This window comes from Mycobacterium venezuelense, assembly GCF_054919535.1.
In genome coordinates this window covers 104,897-127,275 of record NZ_JBONDW010000016.1, presented here as the reverse complement: position 1 = coordinate 127,275, position 22,379 = coordinate 104,897, and the positions used below count along the sequence as shown (strand labels likewise).

Here is a 22,379-nt window from a genome sequence, read left to right as displayed (position 1 = left end):
CCGATGGTGCGCGGCGTGCCTGCTCGATTTCGGTTCGTGCTCGCCATCAGGCACACTGGTCGGCGGAGGGGAGTATTCCTTCGCTGCGGTGTCGTCATCACGTCGGTTGCATGAAACCGATCGGTGCCGCAGGCCGGCCATAGCCGGTGGAAGAGACCTCCGGCGTTGTTTGGCGACCGGAGGTAATTGATGCAGGTATCCCAGCTCGAATGGATCATCACGTTAACCGTGACGATCGCCGTGCTGCTGTTCGACGTGATAGTGATCGGACGGCGGCCACACGAGCCCACCACTCGAGAGACCGCGACGTATCTGTCGATATACATCGGCATGGCCGTGGCTTTCGGCGTGTTCGTATGGTTCTTCCACGGCAGCCAGTTCGGCCTCGAGTTCTTTGCCGGATGGCTCACCGAGTACAGCCTGTCGGTGGACAACCTGTTCATCTTCCTGATCATCATGGCCAGCTTCAAAGTGCCGCGGGTCTACCAACAGCAGGCACTGCTGGTCGGCATCATCCTGGCGCTGATCTTCCGTGGCATCTTCATCGCGCTTGGTGCCGTGGCCATCAACCAGTTCTCGTGGGTTTTCTACATTTTCGGCGCGTTCCTGGTCTACACCGCGATCGGGCTGGTCAAGGACACCGATCACGACGACGACGGTGACAACGCGGTCGTGCGGTTCGCGCGCAAGCACCTGCGCACCACGGACAAGTGGGACGGTCTGCGGTTGTGGATCAACGAGAACGGCACGCGGCTGATGACGCCGATGTTCTTGGTCATCGTGGCGCTGGGCACCACCGACCTGCTGTTCGCGCTCGACTCGATCCCGGCGATCTACGGCCTGACCCAGGAGCCCTACCTGGTGTTCACCGCCAACGTGTTTGCCCTGATGGGTCTGCGCCAGCTGTACTTCCTGCTCGGCGACCTGCTCAAGCGGCTGGTGTACCTCTCGCAAGGGCTCGCGTTCATCCTCGCCTTCATCGGCGTGAAGCTGATCCTGCACGCGCTGCACGAGAACGAACTGCCGTTCATCAACGGCGGTGAGCCGGTGCACGTGCCCGAGATCCCGACGCTGGCCAGCCTCGGCGTGATCATCGTGACGCTGCTGATCACGACCGTCGCGAGCCTCTACAAGACGCGGGTGCGGGACGCGAAATAGTCCTTTGGATTCGGCCTGAGCACAACTCTGGGCAGGTGCGGTATTCGCACATAGCCTGACGGTGTGCGGATATTCGTGGCGGATGCCGGGAACTGGACCGAACTGACGGACGGCCATGAGCCAACGGTCCGGATCTCGGCGCCCGACCTCGCACAGGCACGCCGGCTTCGTTCGCGCCTCCGGTCCGAAGAGGCGGACACCGCGGTTGTGCTCGACGTCACGGTGGCCGTTGCTGGGGATTACCGGTCCGCGCGGCGGGGGCTGGAGTTGGCCGGCTCCGACGCGACCGTGCGCTACGTCGGCACGGTCGACGGACTGGCCGGACTGATCGACGACATCGGGTCGGCCGGTGTCGCCGACGGCGTGACCCTGCTGCCGGCCACGCCCGGCGCGGATCTGCGCGCGTTGGGCGCCGATGTGTTGCGCCGGTTGCAGGTGCGTTCTCAGGCCAGGGCTTCGTAGATCAACCGGGCATATGTGCTCGTGCGCTCCGTCCCCACGGTGCCCGGGCCCATTCCGTTCATCACGTAAGCGAGGGTGGCGCGGCGGTCCGGATTCATCACGACCATCGAGCCGCCCCAGCCGCCCCAGAAGCAGACCTTCTCGTCCGGAATGGCCGGCACACTCGCCGGCTCGGGCAGGCCGAAGCCCATACCGAACCGCAGCGGAATCATCAGCACCTGATCGAGGCCGTTGGATTGCTCCTCGAAGATGAGATCGATCGTGTCCTGAGTCAGTACTTGGGTTCCGTCACGCCTGCCGCCCAACGAGATCGGTGACAGCGCCTGCGCGAGGGATCTCGCGTTGCCGTGTCCGTTGGCCGCGCCGATGTCGGCGCGGCGCCATGCGGTGGTCTCGGCTACCGCCGCGCCGTTGGCGTCGGGCGGCATCGGGGTGGAGAACGTCTTGCGCGCGGGATGCTCCTCCGGCAACACGTCCAGCGCCACCGGCAATGGCGGCGGCGGTATCAGTTCGGCGATGCGGTGGTCGTCGTCGGCACGCGCCCCGATCTGGATGTCGGCACCGAGAGGCTCGGCGATTTCTTCACGGACGAACTGTTTCAACGACTTTCCCGTCACCCGGCGCACCACCTCGCCGATCAGGTGGCCGTAGTTGACCGCGTGATAGCCCGACGCTGATCCGGGCGGCCACCAGGGCGCTTGCCGGGCGAGCTGCGCGGTCGCCTTCTGCCAGTCGTAGAGGTCCTCGATCGAGAACGGCGCATCCCAGCCCGACACTCCCGACGTGTGCGCCAGCAAATGCCGAACCTCGACATCCTGCTTGCCGTTCTCGGCGAATTCGGGCCAGTATCTGGCTACAGGCGCGTACGGGTCGAGCGCTCCGCGATCGATGACCATCAGTGCCGCCAGGGCGGTGAGCGTCTTCGTACAGGAGAAGACGTTGACGATGGTGTCCTCGGTCCACTCCCGTTGCTTGGCCCGATCGGCGTGCCCACCCCAGATGTCGATGACGCATTCACCGTCGACATCCAGTGCGATCGCGGCGCCCAGTTCCTCACCGGCGGAAACGGCCTCGGCCAGCGCATCGCGGACCGCGGCGAAACGTGGGTCGCAGTGGCCTTTGATCAGGTCGTCCATCGCCACATCATGAACGAATGGCGGGGCGTGCCGACGTGAATCCGACTAATACAACCAGTGCATGATTAAGCCGCAAACTTGACTTGGACATGTATTTATCGGGGTCGTACGGTGCCACTATGACATCCATGGTGCAGACGACAGACCTGACCGGGCAGATGTTGATCGCGGGCAAGCCGGTGCGCGGCACCGGCACGGAGATCCGCGGCATCGATCCGCAGAGCGCGGCCGCCCTCGAACCCGCGTACGCATACGGCGACGGCTCGCATGTCGAAGCCGCGTGCGCCGCTGCCGCCGAGGCCTTTGCCGCATACCGCAGCGCGCCGATCGAAACCCGCGCCCGTTTCCTGGAGACCATCGCGGCCAACCTGGAGTCGATCAGCGACACCCTGGTTGACCGCGCACACGCCGAGAGCGGCCTGCCCCGGCCGCGCCTGACCGGTGAGGTCGGGCGCACCGCGGGCCAGCTGCGGTTGTTCGCCGGCGTGCTGCGCGAGGGCAGCTGGAACGAGGCGCGCATCGATCCCGCGCTGCCTGACCGCACGCCGTTGCCGCGTCCCGACATTCGCCAGCGCAGCGTGCCGCTCGGCCCCGTCGCGGTGTTCGGTGCCAGCAACTTCCCGCTGGCCTTCTCGGTGGCCGGAGGCGACACCGCCTCGGCGCTGGCCGCCGGATGCCCGGTCGTGGTCAAGGCGCACGACGCCCACCCCGGCACCTCCGAACTGGTCGGCCGCGCCATCACCGACGCGGTCGCGGCCTCGGGCCTGCCTGCAGGCACCTTCTCCCTGCTCTACGGATACGGGCCGGAACTCGGTACCGCGCTGGTGACCGATCCCCGCATCAAGGCGGTCGGGTTCACCGGATCGCGTGGCGGCGGCATGGCCCTGATCGCCGCCGCGGCCGGCCGGCGCGAGCCCATCCCCGTGTACGCCGAGATGAGCGCCATCAACCCCGTCTTCCTGCTGCCCGGCGCCCTCGCCAGTCACGGTGCCGACCTCGGCCGTGCCTTCGTCGGCTCCCTGACGCTGGGCTCCGGACAGTTCTGCACCAATCCGGGCCTCGTGATCGCGGTCGACGGCCCCGATCTCGACGCGTTCGTCGCCGCCGCCGGAGAGGCGGTCGCTGCGACCGCACCGGCCGCAATGCTGACGCCCGGTATCGCCGACAGCTTCCGCACGGGCGTCGAAGCGCTCGAGAACGAGGCGGTGCTGGTCGCGCGCGGATCCGAGGCCGACGCGCCAGCGGTGTCCTGCCGTGCGGCCCTGTTCACCAGCGACGCGTCGACCTTCCTGGGTTCAGAGGCGTTGCAGGCCGAGGTGTTCGGCGCCTCCGGCGTCGTCATCCGGTGCTCCGACGCCGCCGAGATGCTGCGGGTCGCGGCCAATGTGGAAGGGCAGCTGACCGCGACGATCCACGCCGACGAGTCCGACCATGACCAGGCCGGTCACCTGCTGGGGGTTCTCGAGCTCAAGGCGGGCCGAATCCTGTTCAACGGCTGGCCGACCGGTGTCGAGGTGGGCCACGCCATGGTCCACGGCGGGCCGTTCCCGTCCACCTCCGACTCGCGCACCACCTCGGTGGGCGCGCGTGCCATCGAGCGTTTCCTGCGGCCGGTGTGCTACCAGGACGCTCCGAAGTCCTTGTTGCCCAGTGCCGTTGCGGACGGCAACCCGGACGGGCTGTGGCGGCGCATCGACGGCCAACTCACCAAAGACTGACCACCGTAGAAAATCTGAGGAGTAGAAATATGCTCGACGGCGTCTTGTTCTTCCCCGTCACACCGCTCACCGCAGCGGGTGAGGTGGACGCGGACCGGCTCGCACAGCACGTCGCCAAGGGTGTGGACGCCGGCCCCGGTGGCGTCTTCATCGGTTGTGGCACCGGCGAATTCCACGCCCTTGAGCCGTCGGAGATGAGCACCGTCGTGCGCACCGCGGTCGAGGCGGTGGCCGGGCGGGTTCCCGTCTATGCCGGCGCAGGCGGGTCGGTCGCCTCGGCGAAGACGTTCGCGCGGGTCGCTGCCGAAGCCGGAGCCGACGGGCTGCTGCTGCTCCCGCCGTATCTCGTCGAGATGCCCCAAGCCGGGCTGGTCGGCTACACCCGCGAGGTCAGCTCCGTCACCGACCTACCGCTCGTGGTCTACAACCGCAACAACGCACGCTTCAACGAAGCGTCGGCGGTCGAGGTCGCGCAACTGCCCAACGTCGTCGGATTCAAGGACGGCACAGGCGATTTCGATCAGGTTGCCCGCATCGTCCGCGCGGTGACCGATGCGCTCGCGCCGAGCGGCAAGCCGTTCCAGTTCTTCAACGGCCTGCCGACGGCAGAAGTCTCACAGCAGGCGTTCCGCGCCATCGGCGTCACGCTGTACTCGTCGGCGACGTTCGCGTTCGCCCCCGATCTGGCGCTCGCGTTCTACCAGGCTCTGGAGACCGGCAACGAGACGCTGACCGCCGCGCTGCTGCGCGAGTTCTTCCATCCGCTGGTGCGCCTGCGCGACAAGGTGCCCGGCTACGCGGTGTCGCTGATCAAGGCAGGCGTCACCATGGAAGGACTGCCTGCCGGGCCGGTGCGGGCTCCGCTGGTCGACGCCAGCCCCGACGACGTCGCCGAACTGCAGCGGATCCTCGCTGCCGGCCGTGCGGTGATCGCCGACGCCCTGGTGCACTGATGGCGGCCAACCGGATCCGCATCACCGGGGCGCGGATCACGCCGGTCGCGTTCGCCGACCCGCCGCTGCTCAACACCGTCGGTGTCCATCAGCCGTATGCGCTGCGCGCGATCATCCAGCTCAACACCGATGCCGGGCTGACCGGCCTCGGCGAGACCTACGCCGACACGCGCCATCTCGAACGGCTCACCGCCGCAGCAGACGCCATCGTCGGCCAGGATGTGTTCGCGCTCAACGTCCTTCGCGCAGCCATCGCCGACCGCTTGCACGGTGACACCGCCGCGGTCGGCACCGCGGGCATGATCACCTCGGCCAGCGCCGTCGATCAGGTGTTCTCACCGTTCGAGGTGGCCTGCCTGGATGTGCAGGGGCAGGCGACCGGACGGCCGGTGTCGGATCTGCTCGGGGGAGCGGTGCGCGAGGCGGTGCCGTTCAGTGCCTACCTGTTCTACAAATGGGCGGCGCATCCCGGTGCCGAACCGGACGGCTGGGGCGAGGCGCTCAACCCGGACGGCATCGTCGCGCAGGCCCGCCGGATCGTCGACGAATACGGCTTCACCGCAATCAAACTCAAAGGCGGCGTGTTCGCGCCCGAGGAGGAGATGGCGGCCATCGAGGCACTGCGTGCCGAGTTCCCCGATCATCCGCTGCGCCTCGACCCGAACGCGGCCTGGACGCCGCAGACCTCGGTCAAGGTGGCTTCCGGTCTCGCCGGGATCTTGGAGTATCTCGAAGATCCCACCCCGGGCCTCGACGGCATGGCAGAGGTTGCCGCGCAGGCGCCGATGCCGCTGGCCACCAACATGTGCGTGGTGGCGTTCGACCAGCTCGCGCCCGCGGTCGCCAAGAAGTCGGTGTCGGTCGTGCTGTCCGATCACCACTACTGGGGCGGGTTGCAGCGGTCGCGGTTGCTGGCCGGCATCTGCGACACGTTCGGGCTCGGCCTGTCCATGCACTCGAACTCGCATCTGGGCATCAGCCTGGCCGCGATGGTCCACTTGGCCGCGGCCACACCGAATCTCACGTACGCGTGCGACACGCACTGGCCGTGGAAGACCGAGGACGTCGTCAAGGACGGCGCGCTGGTGTTCCGCGACGGAGCGGTGCCGGTGCCAACGGCGCCCGGCCTGGGCGTGCAGATCGACGAGGACAGCCTGGCCGCGCTGCACGAGCAGTACGTGCGCTGCGGCATCCGCGATCGGGACGACACCGGCTACATGCGCAGCGTCGATCCGTCATTCGAGGCGGCCAGCCCGCGCTGGTAGTCCCCTAGCCCCCGCGCCTGTGACGGTTCATCATGGTCGTCAGACGGGCAGGGGGATCGATGACTCCAGAATCGCCGCCGCCTAATGCGGAGAAGGTGTCGAGAGCACGCGTTCGGCTGCTTCTGATGTCATACGCCGTGGTCACGGCGATAGTCATGGTCGTCGCGATGATCGTCGCACTTCAGCCTCCGCCACCGTACGAACGGGCGACACTACGGCTGGCCAGTCCACTCCCGCCTGGAGACAGGTACGAAGCGATCAACACAGTGACGCACTGGCCAAGCGACTGGATTGCGGCGGTGTGTGTGCCGCCGCTGTACGACCTGCGAATCCCGTACGAGGAGTTGCCGTATGCGACCGCGGGCGCGGCGTGTGAGGCCCGGGTTCAACCCGATGGCGAGGTCGTCAACATTACGATCGCGCGCTTCCCCTCTGAACTCGCGATGCAGGTGGATCTCGTCAACGCCGGGTTCGAGTGGTACGCGTTCGCGTTCGACCGCGGGCAGATGGTGGCCTTCGCGACGTTCTCCGAAGCGATGGTGACCGACCCGATGACCAATCTCGGCGAGTCACCGGTGCTGCAACCGCTCAAGCATTTCGGCTTCGAGATCTACTCGAGTCCAGGGCCTTAGTTCGGCCATGAAGTTCAGCGCCATGGCCAGTCACCATGCCCGGGGTGAGACGCTCCCGATGCTGAATTGACGCCGGTGTCTGGGTATTGTCGAGAAGTTGTCACTAAAGCAGGGTCAGCGCGACCGGGGTGACCGCATTACGTAAAGGACGTGATTTCCCATGCGCGCGCCAATAGACCCGCAGCTTCTGGCTGCGTCGACCACCGGTGTATTAAGTACGCCCGGTGCCCACCGAATGTCGTTACTGCTGGTCGAGGACGATCGCGCGGACGCGTTGCTGGTGGAAGAGCTGATCGCGGATGCCGCTGCCGACATCGACTTCATCTGGTCACAGTCGATCTCCGACGCCGAGCGCAGGGTCGCCGACAACCGGCCCGATTGCGTGTTACTGGACCTCAATCTGCCCGACGCGACCGGTATCGATGCCCTGCACCGGTTGGGCCGGCGCGATGCCACGATCCCGATCATCGTGCTCACCGGTCTCAATGACGAGCACTTCGGGATCTCGGCGGTCGCATCGGGTGCGCAGGACTACCTCGTCAAGGGTCGCGTCGATCCCGAGATGCTGCGGCGCGCCGTCCTTTACGCCATCGAACGCAAACGTGCCGAACTCACCGCGGTCGATTTGCATGCCAGCCGAATGCGCGAACAGGAGAATGCGCGACTCGAGCGTGGTTTGTTGCCGTCCCCGTTGCTCCATGAGAACCCGGGCGTGGAGATCGTCACGCAATCGCTGCCGAGCCGGCGCGACGCCCTGATCGGCGGGGACTTTTTCGATGTCGTTCAGACCCCCGACGGCACCGTCCATGTGATGATCGGCGATGTGTCAGGTCACGGCCCGGATGAGGCCGCCGTCGGCGTGGCATTGCGTATCGGTTGGCGGGCCCTGACTTTCGCGGGCCTGCGCGGCAACGAGCGCATGCACCAACTCGACCGCATCCTGACGACCGAGCGTCCCGGTCGAGGGATCTTCGCGACCCTGCTGAGCGTGGCTTTGGACCCGGCCAGCGGGCACTTCACGGCGGTGCGCGCCGGCCATCCCGGCATGCTGCTGCATGGCAGAAACACCGTGGATTGGCTCGAGCCGCCCGCAGGCTCGGCTCTGGGGCTCGGCGCCACGGAGTGGCCGGTGAACCGATTGCAGCTCGACGAGGGTCACGGCCTCGTGCTGCTCACCGACGGACTGTTCGAGGGGCATGCCGGAGACGGGGACGAACGACTCGGCGAGGATGGTCTGCTCGCGATGGCACGTTCCCTGGCGCACCTGCCCGGCCAGGAATTCGTCGACAATTTGATCCGCCAGGCCGAATCCCGCGCGCAGCCGCATGGCGGGCTCACCGACGACATCGCGGTCATCCGCGTGGAGCGATCATCGACATGAAACTCACGGTCCAAGGTTGGCTGAACCTGGCGTTGACGGTCATGGGGGCTGTCGTCCTGTCCGGCGCGGTGGCCGGCGGCCTCCTGATGAACCGCACCGACGCGATGACCAGTGAGCTTATCGACGACATCCAACCGGCCCGGGTGGCTGCCTATCAATTACAGGCGGCGCTGCGTGATCAGGAAACCGCAGTCCGCGGTTACGCGATCGCCGCCGACCGTCAGTTCCTCGGACCTTATGGCGAGGGACGGCAAGCGGAAGCGGCTGCGGCAGAGGAAATCCGGAGGCAACTGTCCGGTCGCAGCGACCTGGTCGCCGACCTCGATGCGATCGAGCGGGCCGCCACGACCTGGCGAACGACGTATGCCGAGCCACTCATCGCGAGTGTGACCCCCGGTCGGCCCGCCGTGATCGACAACAACATGGCCGAGGGCGGGAGAGTCGAATTCGACCGGCTGCGTGCGTTGTTCGACGTCCAGAACAACCACCTCGTCGAGGCCAGAAATGCGAGCATCGACGATCTCACCCGGATCCGAGGGTGGCGGGACGGTGTGCTGATCGCGATGGTCGCTGGCTTCTTCACGATGGCGCTGCTGATCGCGGTGTCCGTGCGCGGCGCCGTGACGCGGCCGCTGGGCGCCCTCGCGGCGTCGTGCCGCAGGATCACCGAGGGAAACTTCGGTGAGCGCATTGTTCCGCAGGGCCCCAAAGACATTCGCGCCATCGCGGCAGACGTCGAGGACATGCGGCAGCGGATCGTCGAGGAGCTCGACGCGTCGCGATCGGCCAGTGAGGCGCTGGACGAGCAGGCCGCCGAACTACGGCGGTCCAACGCCGAACTCGAACAGTTCGCCTACGTGGCCTCCCACGATCTGCAGGAGCCGTTGCGCAAGGTCGCCTCGTTCTGTCAACTCCTCGAAAAGCGGTACGGGGACAAACTCGACGAGCGCGGTGTCGAGTACATCGGATTTGCGGTCGACGGCGCCAAACGCATGCAGGTGCTGATCAACGATCTGCTCACGTTCTCTCGCGTCGGGCGGCTCAACGCGACCAACACCGAAGTCGACCTCGACGTGGTGCTCGACCGTGCCTTGAGCAACCTGTCGACGGCAATCGAGGAGTCGGGTACCGAGGTCGTACGGCCGGCGGAGCCGCTCCCGCACGTCGACGGGGACCCGACGTTGCTGACGATGGTGTGGCAGAACCTCATCGGCAATGCCGTGAAGTTCAGACGCGAAGACACCGCGCCCCGTATCGTCATCGATTATTGGCCGGGGACCGATAGCAATTCCGAAAACTGGGTATTCTCGGTGTCTGACAATGGAATCGGCATTGCCGAAGAATTCGTCGACAAGGTGTTCATCATCTTCCAACGGCTGCACGGCCGCGACGTGTACGGGGGCACGGGCATCGGCCTCGCGCTCTGCAAGAAGATCGTCGAGTATCACGGCGGAAGCATCTGGATCGACACGTCGTATGCGGACGGCACGCGATTCTTCTTCACCCTGCCAGCAACACCCACCACCGAACCGAACGAAGTTCCCGCGGTTCAACTGGAAGGAACACCGGAATGACCGAGCCTGACACACGAGCGATCGACATCCTGCTGGTGGAGGACGATCCCGGGGATGAGCTCATCACCCGGGAAGCCTTCGAGCACAACAAGATCAAGAACAACCTCCACGTCGCACACGACGGTGAGGAGGGACTGGATTTCCTGTATCGGCGCGGGGCCTTCGAGAATGCGCCGAGGCCAGACTTGATCCTGCTCGACCTCAACCTGCCGAAGTACGACGGACGGCAGTTGCTCGAGCAGATCAAGTCAGACGCCGATCTGTGCCACATCCCGATCGTGGTTCTCACGACTTCGTCGGCGGAAGAAGACATTCTGCGCAGCTACAAACTGCACGCCAATGCCTACGTCACCAAACCGGTTGACCTGGACCAGTTCATGAGTGCGGTGCGCCAGATCGACGAGTTCTTCGTTCAGGTGGTGCGGCTTCCCCAGTTCTGAGCGGGCACCTCGGCCGCGACGGCCGGTGACGCCGAGATGCCTTCCCACTGCAGCGACACCTGGGTCCCCGCCGATGTCGAGTCGATGACGGCTCGATCGGTGAGCGCGTGCATGAGCGGTATGCCGCGGCCGCGGGCCGGATCCTCGGTTTTCTCGCTGATCCGCCAGGCACCCTCGTCGGTCACGGTGACGGTCAGGGTGGCCGCGTCGCGGTTGTAGTCGGCTCGCACATGCATGACCCCGGGCTCGGGCGCGCCGACGTACGCGAACTCCGCCGCGTTGGCGAGTGCTTCGTTGACGGCCAACAGCACATCGCTGGTTTTGACCGGGTCGAGGCTGAAGTTTCGTTGCAGCCAATCCGAAAACTCGTGCCGCACTTGCGCGGCCCGTTCGGGGGCAGCGGTGATGTCCACCTTGTTGAAGTTCGCTGACTCGCCTGCGTCTGTCATAACGACCTGGTGGCTACCCGAATGCGACCTGGTTTATGTCGCCAGGGCAGATAGTGCCTCGTCGAGTGTGGCGAACAAGTCGACGACTTCTGCGATCCCGACGAGTTTGAGCGGTCGGCTGGTGGCAGGGCCGTCGGCTACGACGGCGACTTTCACCTCCGGGCTCAGGTCGCCATGCGCGGCGACCAGCACGCCCATGCCGGCCGAGGCCAGGAAGTCCACGGCACTCAGATCGACCACCACCGCAGTCGGCGAGCTCTTCGCCGCCGAGCCGATGGCGTCTTCGAGCTGCGGAGCGGTGAGCATGTCCACCGTTCCTGCCACCGATACCACGCTGATCTCACCGATACGGCGTTCTTCGACTGCACAGCTGGCCGCCGCTGCAGCGCTGCTGGCTCCAACGGCCGGGTCTGGCTGGCTAGTCATCGTCACCTCCGACGTGTTCGTGGCCCTGATGGCACCGCCGACGATTCTATCGACCTCGACGCCGTACACCTTCTTACCCCCGATGGCGGAAACTCACACCTCGCGTTCTCCGGTCGCGACCCGCGCAGATGCCCGGCCCGACGGCGGTCCGCCTCCATTCATGCCGTTAGCGCATTTATCGGCGCCGTCGTGGATAGGCTGCAGCGGTGTTCTCCCTGTCGAGACTGTCCTGTTTCATCGCCGTCGCCGAAGAACTGCACTTCGGCCGCGCCGCGGAACGGTTACACATGACGCAACCGCCCCTCAGCCGGCAGATTCAGCAGCTGGAGAACGAACTGGGTGTGCACCTGATCGACCGGACCACCCGATCGGTCACCCTGACCCCGGCCGGGGTGGCCTTCCTGCCCGACGCGCGCCGCATCCTGCAGCTGGCCGAAGGTGCCGCCCTGAACGTAAAACGAGTTCCCGCAGGCGATCTCGGCACGGTGGTGATCGGCTTCACCGCGGCATCGGCGCACGCGATCCTGCCCCCGCTGCTCGAAGCCGCGCGGGCGCAGCTTCCCGACGTGAAGCTCGATCTGCGGGAGATGGTCACCGCGGTTCAGATCGAGGGCCTCATGACCGGCGAGCTGGACCTGGGAATGGCCCGGCCGCCGTTGAAGCGCCCCGGCCTGGTTTCCCGCCCGCTGCTGCACGAGCAGCTCATCGCCGCCCTACCGGCATCGCACCCGCTCGTGGACGTCAGCCGTCAGCTCACGCTCAACGACCTCGACGGCCAGGACATGGTCATGTATTCGCCCGTTCAGGCCCGCTACTTCAACGAGTTGCTGATCAGCACCTTCACGATCGCAGGCGCCACGCCGCGCTACGTCCAGTACGTCACGCAGGTGCACACCATGCTGGTGTTGGTGCGCTCGGGCATCGGGATCGCGCTGGTGCCCGCCTCGGCCGCGACGCTGCACCCCGAGGGCGTGGTGTTCCGCTCGATCGGCGCGTTCCGGGAGCGGCCGGTGGAACTCGACGCGGTGTGGCGTGGTGACAGCACCAATCCGGCCCTGTTGCGCTTGCTGCGCGATGTGCTTCCGCAGCGCGAGTGGACCACCGACGATCTGGTCGAGGACTTCGTCGGCTAGCTTCTGGTCGCAGCGGGCAGCGGCACCGGCGTGACGAGCTCGCCCGACTGCAGGAACTTGTCGAGGTTTGCCAGGGTGAGTGCTTCCATGGCGGCCCGGGTCTCGACCGTGCCGCTGCCGACGTGTGGAAGCAGCACCACGTTGTCCATCGTCAGCAGCGCCTCGGGCACGTTCGGTTCGTCGACGAACACGTCGAGCCCGGCGCCGGCCAGCCGGCCGTCGGCCAGCGCTTCGACAAGCGCGTCCTCGTCGACGACGCTGCCGCGCGCGATGTTGATCAGATAGCCGTTCGAACCGAGTGCGTCGAGCACGTCCCGATCGACGAGACGCCGCGTCGCGTTGCCGCCGGCCGCCGCGATGACGAGGACATCGACCTGCCGGGCGAGTTCGACGGGCGATGCGACGTACCCGTAGGGGCTGTCGGTGCGTTCGTTGCGATTGTGATAGCTGATCGAGCAGCCGAATGCGGCGAGGCGGGTGGCGATTGCGTTGCCGATGCGGCCGAGCCCGATGATGCCGACGCTCGCACCCGAAACCTTGTGCGTCAGAGGATAATTCCCGTCGACGGGCCAACGTCCGGCGCGCAGGTACCGATCGGCGGCCGAGAGCTGGCGCAGCACGTCGATCAACAGGCCGACGGCGGTATCGGCCACGCAATCGCTCAATACGTCCGGGGTGTTGCTGACCATCACGTTCCTGGCCGCGGCCGCGTCGACGTCAGTCGTGTCATAGCCGACTCCGAAATTCACCACCGCGCCCAGGTTCGGCAGTGCCGACATGAGCTCGGCGTCCACGCCGGTGCGCCCGGAGGTCACCACCGCGGTGACCTGCGCCCCGTGTTCGGCCAGGAATGCGGCACGCTCAGACCTGTCAGGCAGCACCAGGGCGTCGTAGGTGCTCCGCAGCGTCTCGGTCAGTGAGGGCTTGAGCGGGCCCACCTGCAGGACGCGGCGGGTGGAATCGGGTGTGGGCACACGTTCTCCTAGGTCGGGATGCACTCACGCTAAGCCTGCCTGCAAATACCCGTCCAACACGGAAATAGCATGGGTTGATACGCAAGCTGCATAATTTGTCCGTCCACCAGTGCACGGACCGCATCGCTCGTTGCTCTGACGGATAAAAAGGCAGCTCAAGGCCCTAGTTAAGGTGCCCTAACCGCGCCGACGCAACGGCATGAGTCGGCCGTTCGAGCCGATTTCACCGGGTTGACGGTCGCTGGTGGCCATTCATAGCGTGTGTCTGCGGTCACAACCAGCATCCACATACGTGGACATCACTACCTGGAGGGTCCATGAGGCGAGTCCTTGTCGCTGCGGCTGTCGGGCTCGCTGCGTGCTCGTTGACCGCGGGTTGCACCGTCGCCAACACGGCACGCGGCGGCTACGACCCGAACACGCTGCGCATCGTGCTGCCCCAGGAGCCGCCGACGCTCGAGCCGTGCGAAAGCTCGCTCACGTCCACGGGCGTGGTGGTGCGGTCCAACATCACCGAGCCGCTCATCGAACGTGACCCGCAGACCGGTGACCTGCTGCCGCTGCTGGCCACCGGTTGGCATCAAACCGCGCCGAATCAATGGACCTTCGATGTCCGCCAGGGCGTCACGTTCTCCGACGGCACGCCCTTCACGGCCGCCGACGCCGCGTTCTCGATCGACCGGGCCGTCAACTCCGATCTGCAGTGCAACGTCGACGGCTACGTGTTCGGCGATGACGTACTCGATGTCTCCGCGCCGGACGACAAGACGGTGGTTGTCGGCACACCGAAGCCCGATCCGATTCTGCCGCTGCGAATTTCGTTCGTGGAAATCGTGCCGAAGACCACGAGCATGACCGAGAAGGTGCGCGAGCCGATCGGAACGGGGCCCTACGCCATCGAACGGTGGGACTACGGGCAGAACCTGGTGCTGGCGCGCAACGACAAGTACTGGGGCAAGAAACCGGATTTCGCGCGCGCCGAATACAAGTGGCGCAGCGAGGGCAGCGTGCGCGCGGCCATGGTCGTCAACGACGAGGCCGACATCGGAACGTCGGTGGGCCCGGAGGACGGCGCAGGCGATCTCGGCGTCCCGTTCCCCAACAACGAGACGACGGCGCTGCGCATCACCGCGACCGAGGCGCCGCTCGACGACATTCGTATCCGCCACGCGATCAACTACTCGGTCAACCGGGCCGGAATCGTGAAGGCCATCTACCGCGGGATGGGCGAGCCGGCATCGCAGCTGATCCCCGAGGGCGTCGTCGGCTACAACAAGGACCTGCCCCTGTGGCCCTATGACCCGGACAAGGCCAAGCAACTGGTCGACGAGGCGCGGGCCGACGGCGTTCCGGTGGACCGCCAGATTCGGTTGATCGGCCGCAACAGCCAGTTCCCCGGTGTCACCGAAACAGTCGAGGTGATCCAGAACGAGCTGAGCAAGATCGGCCTCAACGTCAAGATCGAGATGATGGACACCGCGGCTCAGCTGCAGTACCAGTTGCAGCCGTTTCCCGCCGGTGCCGGACCCTTCATCGCGCTGATCATGCACGGCAACCAGGCCGGTGACGCCGCGTTCAGCGTGGATCAGTACATGCGCAGCGACGGCGCGCAGAGCGCTTACGGCACATCGGCTTTCGACAAGAAGATCGAGGCGGCCGGCGAGCTGACCGGGCAGCAGCGCCAAGATGCCTACGCCAAGATCTTCGCCGACGAACCGAACGAGATCGGCCAGTTCGCCTACATCGCGCATATGACCGGCGTGCTCGCGAAGTCTCCGCGCGTCGACTACCAGCCCGACTCTGCGACCGGTGACGAGATGCGGTTGTCGCAGATGACATTCGCCGCCGACCGCACCGACAAGCAGTGACCAGGAGAGGGGCCCAGTAATGTTCCCATTCGTCCGGCGCCGGATGTACACCAGCGCCATCCCGTTGATCATCGTCCTGCTCGGGGTATTCCTGCTGGCCCGGCTCACCGGTGATCCGACCAACCTGTACCTGCCCGAGTCGGCCACGCCCGAGCAGCGCGAGGCCTTCCGGACCGCCAACGGATTCGACCAGCCGATGCTCACGCAGCTGGTGGATTACTTCAAGGGCGTCATCCATCTCGACTTCGGCACCTCACTGCGGACCGGCGAATCGGCATCGGAAATGGCGTTGCGCGCCTTTCCCGCCACCCTGCAACTGGCCGTCACCACAATGCTTCTGGCGATCATCGGCGCGGTGATCATCGGCTGCTGGGCGGCCTACCGGCCCAACTCGCTGGCCGATCGGTTCTCCAGCCTGCTGTCGATGACGGCGGCCTCCATTCCCGACTTCTGGTTCGCGATCACCGGGGTGTGGTTGTTCGCGGTGCTGCTCGGCTGGCTTCCCACGTCCGGTGTGGACGGCGGCGTGCTGTCGTGGATCCTGCCGATCGCGACGCTGCTGATCCGTCCGCTCGGCGTGCTCACCCAAGTGGTGCGCGGCGCGATGGTCTCGGCGCTTTCGGCGCCCTACATCCGGCTCGCCCGCAGCAAGGGCGCAGGCGATCTGCGGGTGGTCAGCCACCATGCACTGCGCAACGCGGCCGCGCCCGCGCTCACCGTCGCCGGTGACCTGGCGGTGGGCCTGATCAACGGTGCGGTGGTGGTCGAGGCGATCTTCGGCTGGCCCGGCATCGGGAAACTCATGATCGACGCGATCCTGCAACGCGACTTCGCGGTGCTGCAGGCGGCCGTATTGCTCACCGCGGTAAGCATTTTCATCCTCAACATCGTCATCGACGCCTGTTACGCACTACTCGACGCCCGGGTGCGGGAACCAGCGAAGGTTTAGGAGTTCAGCGATATGAGCACACAAATCGACCTGGTGCCGGTGAAGCCGACGACGGCGATCATCGGTGAGGCCGAAACCGAGACGGCCCGCCGCCGCGACCGCGGCGTATGGCTGCGGATGCTGGGCAACGACCGGGTGGCTGCAGCCGCGGCCACCGTGCTCGTACTGGTGTTCCTCGTGGCGATCTTCGGGCCCATGCTGGTCGGCGATCTCGCCACCGACATCGACCTCGACAACTCCAATCAGGCGCCGTTCACACTGGCCCACGGGTGGGCCAACATTCTCGGCACCGATCCGCTGGGCCGCAGCATGCTGGCCAGGCTCATCGTCGCAAGCCGTACGACGCTGTCGGTGGCCGTTCCGGCCGTGGTCATCTCGGCGGTCATCGGCTCGCTGATCGGTATGTGGGCCGGTTTCCACCGGGGCTGGCGCGAGACCGTCGCGATGCGCGTCGCCGACGTCATCATGAGCTTCCCGTCGCTGCTGCTGGCCGTCGTGGTCCTGTACGTGTTCTCACCGAGCGCCGCCAACATCATCCTGGTGCTGGCGATCACCAGGATCCCGGTCTATCTGCGCACCGCCCGCGCCGAATCGGCCGAACTGCAGAGCCGCGTGTTCGTCGACGCCGCGCGCACGTTCGGTGCGGGCGCGAGCTCGATCATCATGCGTCACGTCGTACCCATCGTGCTGCCCACGCTGCTCACGGTCGCGACACTCGACTTCTGCTACGTCATGCTGGCCGAGAGCTCACTGAGCTTCCTCGGCATCGGCATCCAGCCGCCCGACATCAGCTGGGGCCTCATGGTGTCGCAGGGCCGCACCTACCTGCACACCGCATGGTGGCTGTCGTTCTTCCCCGGGCTCGCGATCGTCATCACGACGGTTTCGGCCACGATCCTCGCCGCCTGGGCCCGCATCGCCACCGATCCAGGCCAGCGCTGGCGGCTCACCGTTCCGCAGAAACGCCTGTCCCGCTTCACCGGTGCCGCAAAGCGCCTCTCCTGAAGGGATCTGTCATGACCGCACTGGTGGTCGACGATCTGTCCGTCGACATCCGCACCATCACCGGTACCGTCCGCGCCGTCAACAACGTGTCGTTCTCGGCGGAGCGGGGCGAAACCCTGGCGCTGCTCGGCGAATCCGGCTGCGGCAAGTCGATGACCGCGACCGCCCTGGTCGGCCTGCTCGAGCCGGTCGCCGACGTCGTGTCGGGCACCGCCAAGCTCACCGGCAAGGACAGTGAGGTCGATCTGTTCAGCGCCGACCGCAAGAAGCGGCGGGAGATCGCCGGCACCGAACTCGCGATCGTCTTCCAGGACGCGCTGACCGCGCTCAACCCGCTCTACACGGTGGGAACCCAACTGGCCGAACCGTTTCGGATCCATCAGGGTTTGTCCGCCAGGGAAGCCAAACGCAAAGCGGTCGAGCTCATGGCCCGCGTCGGGATCCCGCAGCCCGAGACCCGGCTGAACTCGTATCCGCATCAGTTCTCCGGCGGCATGCGCCAACGGTTGCTCATCGCGATGGCCGTCGCGCTCAACCCGAGTGTGCTGATCGCCGACGAACCGACGACCGCACTCGACGTCACCGTGCAGGCCCAGATCATGGCGCTGCTGCGAGACCTGCGCACCGAGTACGACATGGCCGTCGTGCTCATCACGCACGATCTCGCGCTCGTCGCCGAGGAGGCCGACCGCGTCGCGGTGATGTACGCCGGTCAGGTCGTCGAAACGGGACCGGTGGCAGAGGTTTTCGCCAACCCGCGCCACCCGTACACCAAGGGCCTGCTCAACTCGGTGCCGGTCAGCGCGGTGCGTGGCGAGACGCTCAAGTCGATCGGCGGCGCGCCACCCGACCTGCACTCGATTCCGGACGGGTGTGTCTATCAGGATCGTTGCCCGCTGGCCCGCGACATCTGCGTCACCACCAGGCCCGCGCTGCAGGGCGACGGAAGGCGCAGCGCATGCCATTTCCCGGAGGAGGTCAAGAATGTCTGATCAGCTGCTGAGCGTCCGCGATCTGCGTAAGTCGTTCCGGGTCGGCAAGAACCGGCTGGCCGCGCTCGACGGCATCAACCTCGACCTCGCCCGCGGTGAGACGCTCGGGCTGGTGGGCGAGTCCGGCTGCGGAAAGTCCACGCTGGCACGGACTCTGATGATGCTCGAGCGTCCCGATTCGGGGACGGTCACATTCGACGGTATCGACCCCTTCGGTCTGCGTGGCAATGACTTGCTCAAGTTCCGCCGCCGCGTGCAGATGGTCTTCCAGGATCCGTACGCATCGCTGAACTCCCGCATGACGGCGGGCGACATCATCGCCGAGCCGTGGCGCACCCACAAGACGCTGTACCCGAACCGCAAAGACCGCGAGATGCGGGTTCGTGGGCTGCTGGACATGGTCGGGCTCGGTGCGAAGGCCGCCGGCAAATACCCGCAGGAATTCTCCGGTGGGCAGCGGCAGCGCATCGGCATCGCCCGGGCGCTCGCGCTCAACCCAGACGTCATCATCTGCGACGAACCGGTTTCGGCGCTGGACCTTTCGGTGCAGGCGCAGGTGCTCAACCTGCTCAACGATCTGCAACAGGAACTGCAGATCTCCTACATCTTCATCTCTCACGACCTGTCGGTGGTGCGCCATGTCGCCGACCGCGTCACGGTGATGTACCTCGGCCGCATGATCGAAAGCGGCACCACCGAGGACGTCTACGGACAGCCACGCCATCCCTATACGGCGGCGTTGATGTCGGCCGCACCGAAACTCGATGCCGCCCAGCGCAACGAGCGGATCCTGTTGAGCGGCGAAGTACCGTCCCCGCTGAACCCGCCGTCGGGATGCCGTTTTCGCACCCGATGCTGGAAGGCCACCGAGATCTGCGCGACGCAGGCGCCCGATCCACGCTTCGACGCCGAGGCCGCCGACCACATGTCCGAATGCCATCACCCATTGCAGCCGGCCGTGCCGGTTTCGGCGTGAGCATCGCCGGCTATGTGATCATCGCCGCCGCCATCGTGCTGGCGTCGTGCATGCAGGCCTCGATCGGCTTCGGCATGGGAATGCTCGCGGCGCCGATCGTCGCGATCGTCGATCCCCGATTGATTCCGGGCACCCTGATCATGCTGGCCACCATGGTCACGTTGATGGTCGTGGTACGCGAGCGCGAGGACATCGACCTGGCCGGCACGGGCTGGGCGCTCGCGGGGCGCGTGCCGGGGACCATCGCGGGCGCGTTGCTGCTCGTGGTGCTGCCCGAGCAGATTTTGGCCTATTCACTCGCCGCTGTCGTGCTCGGTGGCGTCGCGCTGACGAGCGTCGGCTGGATACCGGCTCCGCATCGGCGCAACCTGGTCCTGGCCGGGGCCACATCGGGGCTGCTCGGCACCGCGACCTCGATCGGCGGGCCACCCATGGCGCTGGTGTGGCAGAACAACACCGGCGCCCGCTTGCGCGGAACCATGAGTGGTTTCTTTCTGGTGGGTTCGGTGCTTTCGCTCGTGTTGCTCGCGCTGACCGGATCGATCGACCGCCACACGGTCGTCGTGTTCGCCATGCTGATTCCCGCGTGCGTCGCCGGGTACGGATTGTCGCGGTGGGTCAATCGCCATCTGGACCGGCAGCGCCAGCGGTGGGCCGCGATCGGGATATCCACTCTCGGCGCCGTGGTGCTGATCGTCCGTCAGTTGATGGGGGGCTGAAATGACCGACGAGGACAGCGTTTCGGTGCGCAAGGTGAAGTCCGCGGTGCGCACCGTGGAATTGCTCGAATACCTGGCGGCCCGGCCCGACCAGCCATGCCGCATCCGCGACATCTGCGCGGCGCTTGAGATGCCGCGCAGTTCGGCGCACGCACTGCTGCGCACGCTGGTCGCGCAGGGCTGGGTCCGCTCCGACGATGCGGGCAGCCAGTACAGCATCGGTGTACGGGCGCTGCTCGTCGGCACGAGCTACCTCGACGCCGACCCCTACCTGCCGATGATCACGCCCTTTCTCGACGATCTGCGCGGCGACCTCGACGAGACCTTTCACCTCGGCCGGCTCGACGGCCACGACGTGGTGTACCTGGCGACGAGAGAATCCCGGCAGTACGTGCGCACGACGAACAAGGTGGGCCGCCGGCTGCCTGCCTACACCACCGCGCTCGGCAAGGCGCTGCTCGCCGAGCGGTTCGGTGCCGAACTCGATGCGCACATCCCGCCGACGTTGACCCCGCTGACCCCGCGCACCGTGACCGACCGAGTCGCCCTCGAGGCGTCGCTCGATGAGACCCGGGTCAGGGGATATGCCACCGAGGACGAGGAAAACACCACGGGGATAAAGTGCTTCGCGGTCACGCTGCGCTATCTGCAGCCCGCGCAGGACGCGATCAGTGCGTCGGTGCCGCTGTCGCGGCTAACGCCGGCCCGCGAGCGCGAGATCGTCGACGCCTTGCGCATGGTGTGCGACAAGGTGTCACGTGTCGTTCGGCCGGTTGCCAACGGGGACAAGTGGTTCGCATGAGAACTAGGAGAAAATGATGAGCACCAAGACCGCCACGCCGGTCGTGACGGACATGACCGTGATCCCGATCGCCGGCCACGACAGCATGCTGCTGAACCTCAGCGGCGCGCATGGACCGTACTTCACGCGGAACCTGTTGATCCTCAAGGATTCCGCCGGAAACACCGGCGTCGGCGAGGTGCCTGGCGGCGAAGCGATCCGCCGCACGCTCGATGATGCGCGCCGACTCGTCGAGGGCAGATCGATCGGGGAGTACCACGCGGTGCTGGCGGGCATCCGTAGAGAGTTCGCCGACCGCGACAGTGCGGGCCGCGGCGCACAGACCTTCGATCTGCGGGTCACGGTGCACGCCGTCACCGCGGTCGAGTCGGCTCTGCTGGACCTGCTCGGCAAGCACCTCGGGGTGCCCGTCGCGGCGCTGCTCGGCGAAGGCCAGCAGCGCGATCGCGTGCAGGCGCTGGGTTATCTGTTCTTCGTCGGCGACCGCAACCGCACCGATCTGCCTTACCAGTCGGCGGCCGACGAACCCGCGGGCGCCGATGACTGGATGCGCATCCGCCACGACGAGGCGCTCTCCCCGGAAGCCGTCGTCCGGCTCGCCGAGGCCGCCCGTGCTCGCTACGGATTTCGTGACTTCAAGCTCAAAGGCGGCGTGCTGCCCGCTGCCGAGGAGGCCAAGGCCGTCACCGCACTCGCCGAGCGCTTTCCCGACGCGCGAATCACGCTCGACCCCAACGGTGGCTGGCTGCTCGCCGACGCGATCGACACGTGCCGCCAACTCACCGACGTCCTGGCTTACGCCGAGGACCCCGTCGGACCCGAGGGCACGTTCTCGGGCCGCGAGGTGATGGCGGAGTTCAAGCGGGCCACCGGCCTGCCGACCGCCACCAACATGATCGCCACCGACTGGCGCGAGATGGGCCACGCGATCCGGTCCGGTGCGGTGGACATTCCGTTGGCCGATCCGCACTTCTGGACGATGAGCGGCTCGGTGCGCGTCGCGCAGCTGTGCGACGCCTGGGATCTGACGTGGGGTTCGCACTCCAACAACCACTTCGACGTGTCCCTGGCGATGTTCACCCACGTCGCGGCCGCCGCTCCTGGCGCCATCACCGCCATCGACACGCACTGGATCTGGCAGGACGGCCAGCGCATCACCAAGGAGCCCTACCGGATCGTCGACGGATACCTCGATGTACCAGCCGCTGCGGGCCTCGGCGTCGAGCTGGATGACGAGCGGGTGGCCGCGGCCCACGAACTCTACCTGGCCAAGGGGCTCGGTGCCCGCGATGACGCGGCGGCCATGCAATACCTTATCCCTGGCTGGAAATTCGACAGCAAACGTCCTGCGCTGCAACGGGGTTGAG

Annotated in this window: 22 protein-coding genes; 18 read left to right on the top strand and 4 right to left on the bottom strand. The window is 66.4% G+C overall.

All coding sequences use genetic code 11. The annotated features are described in order from the left end of the window. The first annotated feature begins 189 nt into the window (after positions 1-189). Entirely contained in the window at positions 190-1,158 is a 969-nt protein-coding gene (locus ACRCUN_RS24280) for a TerC family protein (RefSeq protein WP_462144169.1), read from the top strand. Positions 1,159-1,221: 63 nt separating this feature from the next. Further along, positions 1,222-1,620 carry a hypothetical protein gene (locus ACRCUN_RS24275; protein ID WP_462144168.1) on the top strand — a complete coding sequence of 133 codons (399 nt, stop codon included), beginning with the start codon at positions 1,222-1,224 and terminating at the stop codon, positions 1,618-1,620. Here the strand turns inward: ACRCUN_RS24275 and ACRCUN_RS24270 are convergent. Continuing rightward, positions 1,602-2,756: a serine hydrolase domain-containing protein gene (locus tag ACRCUN_RS24270; protein ID WP_462144167.1), complete on the bottom strand. Its 1,155-nt coding sequence runs from the start codon at positions 2,754-2,756 to the stop codon at positions 1,602-1,604. The two genes, ACRCUN_RS24275 and ACRCUN_RS24270, sit on opposite strands and share 19 nt — an antisense overlap. A gap of 119 nt (positions 2,757-2,875) precedes the next feature. On the opposite strand from ACRCUN_RS24270, the gene ACRCUN_RS24265 reads away from it, so the two are divergent. The 7 genes from ACRCUN_RS24265 to ACRCUN_RS24235 all read left to right on the top strand — a co-directional run bounded on the left by ACRCUN_RS24265 (position 2,876) and on the right by ACRCUN_RS24235 (position 10,719). Then, positions 2,876-4,474, top strand: a complete 1,599-nt coding sequence (locus ACRCUN_RS24265; RefSeq protein WP_462144166.1) for an aldehyde dehydrogenase (NADP(+)) — start codon at positions 2,876-2,878, stop codon at positions 4,472-4,474. 29 nt (positions 4,475-4,503) lie between these two features. Beyond that, complete coding sequence (locus ACRCUN_RS24260) at positions 4,504-5,427, top strand: 5-dehydro-4-deoxyglucarate dehydratase (RefSeq protein WP_462144165.1); 924 nt, start codon at positions 4,504-4,506, stop codon at positions 5,425-5,427. After that, a complete protein-coding gene (locus tag ACRCUN_RS24255; protein WP_462144164.1) occupies positions 5,427-6,692 on the top strand; it encodes a glucarate dehydratase family protein in 1,266 nt (421 codons plus the stop codon). The genes ACRCUN_RS24260 and ACRCUN_RS24255 overlap by 1 nt, the downstream gene beginning before the upstream one ends. 125 nt (positions 6,693-6,817) lie before the next feature. Further along, the gene (locus ACRCUN_RS24250) at positions 6,818-7,324 is read left to right on the top strand and encodes a hypothetical protein (RefSeq protein ID WP_462144163.1); all 507 of its coding nucleotides are present in this window, start codon (positions 6,818-6,820) and stop codon (positions 7,322-7,324) included. A gap of 160 nt (positions 7,325-7,484) precedes the next feature. Further along, the gene (locus ACRCUN_RS24245) at positions 7,485-8,705 is read left to right on the top strand and encodes a PP2C family protein-serine/threonine phosphatase (RefSeq protein WP_462144162.1); all 1,221 of its coding nucleotides are present in this window, start codon (positions 7,485-7,487) and stop codon (positions 8,703-8,705) included. Then, positions 8,702-10,279 (top strand): sensor histidine kinase, encoded by a 1,578-nt coding sequence (locus ACRCUN_RS24240; RefSeq protein WP_462144161.1) that lies wholly within the window; start codon positions 8,702-8,704, stop codon positions 10,277-10,279. The genes ACRCUN_RS24245 and ACRCUN_RS24240 overlap by 4 nt, the downstream gene beginning before the upstream one ends. Continuing rightward, positions 10,276-10,719 carry a response regulator gene (locus tag ACRCUN_RS24235; protein ID WP_462144160.1) on the top strand — a complete coding sequence of 148 codons (444 nt, stop codon included), beginning with the start codon at positions 10,276-10,278 and terminating at the stop codon, positions 10,717-10,719. Before ACRCUN_RS24240 ends, ACRCUN_RS24235 begins: the two co-directional genes overlap by 4 nt. Here ACRCUN_RS24235 and ACRCUN_RS24230 read toward each other — a convergent pair. Continuing rightward, positions 10,692-11,168: an ATP-binding protein gene (locus ACRCUN_RS24230; protein ID WP_462144159.1), complete on the bottom strand. Its 477-nt coding sequence runs from the start codon at positions 11,166-11,168 to the stop codon at positions 10,692-10,694. The two genes, ACRCUN_RS24235 and ACRCUN_RS24230, sit on opposite strands and share 28 nt — an antisense overlap. A gap of 33 nt (positions 11,169-11,201) precedes the next feature. After that, positions 11,202-11,594 carry an STAS domain-containing protein gene (locus tag ACRCUN_RS24225; protein ID WP_462144158.1) on the bottom strand — a complete coding sequence of 131 codons (393 nt, stop codon included), beginning with the start codon at positions 11,592-11,594 and terminating at the stop codon, positions 11,202-11,204. Positions 11,595-11,800: 206 nt separating this feature from the next. On the opposite strand from ACRCUN_RS24225, the gene ACRCUN_RS24220 reads away from it, so the two are divergent. Beyond that, the gene (locus tag ACRCUN_RS24220; protein ID WP_462144157.1) at positions 11,801-12,727 is read left to right on the top strand and encodes a LysR family transcriptional regulator; all 927 of its coding nucleotides are present in this window, start codon (positions 11,801-11,803) and stop codon (positions 12,725-12,727) included. Here the strand turns inward: ACRCUN_RS24220 and ACRCUN_RS24215 are convergent. Next, entirely contained in the window at positions 12,724-13,701 is a 978-nt protein-coding gene (locus ACRCUN_RS24215; RefSeq protein WP_462144156.1) for a 2-hydroxyacid dehydrogenase, read from the bottom strand. The genes ACRCUN_RS24220 and ACRCUN_RS24215 overlap by 4 nt on opposite strands. Positions 13,702-14,018: 317 nt before the next feature. On the opposite strand from ACRCUN_RS24215, the gene ACRCUN_RS24210 reads away from it, so the two are divergent. The 8 genes from ACRCUN_RS24210 to ACRCUN_RS24175 are packed head-to-tail and all read left to right on the top strand — an operon-like array spanning position 14,019 to position 22,378. Then, positions 14,019-15,569 carry an ABC transporter substrate-binding protein gene (locus ACRCUN_RS24210; protein ID WP_462144155.1) on the top strand — a complete coding sequence of 517 codons (1,551 nt, stop codon included), beginning with the start codon at positions 14,019-14,021 and terminating at the stop codon, positions 15,567-15,569. Between the two features lie 19 nt (positions 15,570-15,588). Then, positions 15,589-16,518 carry an ABC transporter permease gene (locus tag ACRCUN_RS24205; protein WP_462144154.1) on the top strand — a complete coding sequence of 310 codons (930 nt, stop codon included), beginning with the start codon at positions 15,589-15,591 and terminating at the stop codon, positions 16,516-16,518. Between the two features lie 12 nt (positions 16,519-16,530). After that, positions 16,531-17,523 (top strand): ABC transporter permease, encoded by a 993-nt coding sequence (locus ACRCUN_RS24200; protein ID WP_462144153.1) that lies wholly within the window; start codon positions 16,531-16,533, stop codon positions 17,521-17,523. Positions 17,524-17,534: 11 nt separating this feature from the next. Beyond that, entirely contained in the window at positions 17,535-18,515 is a 981-nt protein-coding gene (locus ACRCUN_RS24195; protein WP_462144152.1) for an ABC transporter ATP-binding protein, read from the top strand. Next, positions 18,508-19,491: an ABC transporter ATP-binding protein gene (locus ACRCUN_RS24190; RefSeq protein WP_462144151.1), complete on the top strand. Its 984-nt coding sequence runs from the start codon at positions 18,508-18,510 to the stop codon at positions 19,489-19,491. Before ACRCUN_RS24195 ends, ACRCUN_RS24190 begins: the two co-directional genes overlap by 8 nt. Next, positions 19,449-20,210 (top strand): sulfite exporter TauE/SafE family protein, encoded by a 762-nt coding sequence (locus tag ACRCUN_RS24185; RefSeq protein ID WP_462144150.1) that lies wholly within the window; start codon positions 19,449-19,451, stop codon positions 20,208-20,210. Before ACRCUN_RS24190 ends, ACRCUN_RS24185 begins: the two co-directional genes overlap by 43 nt. Position 20,211: 1 nt before the next feature. Further along, positions 20,212-21,012 (top strand): IclR family transcriptional regulator, encoded by an 801-nt coding sequence (locus ACRCUN_RS24180; RefSeq protein WP_462144149.1) that lies wholly within the window; start codon positions 20,212-20,214, stop codon positions 21,010-21,012. A gap of 16 nt (positions 21,013-21,028) precedes the next feature. Next, on the top strand, positions 21,029-22,378 hold the full coding sequence (locus ACRCUN_RS24175) for an enolase C-terminal domain-like protein (RefSeq protein WP_462144148.1): 1,350 nt from the start codon (positions 21,029-21,031) through the stop codon (positions 22,376-22,378). The last annotated feature ends 1 nt before the right edge of the window (position 22,379 follow it).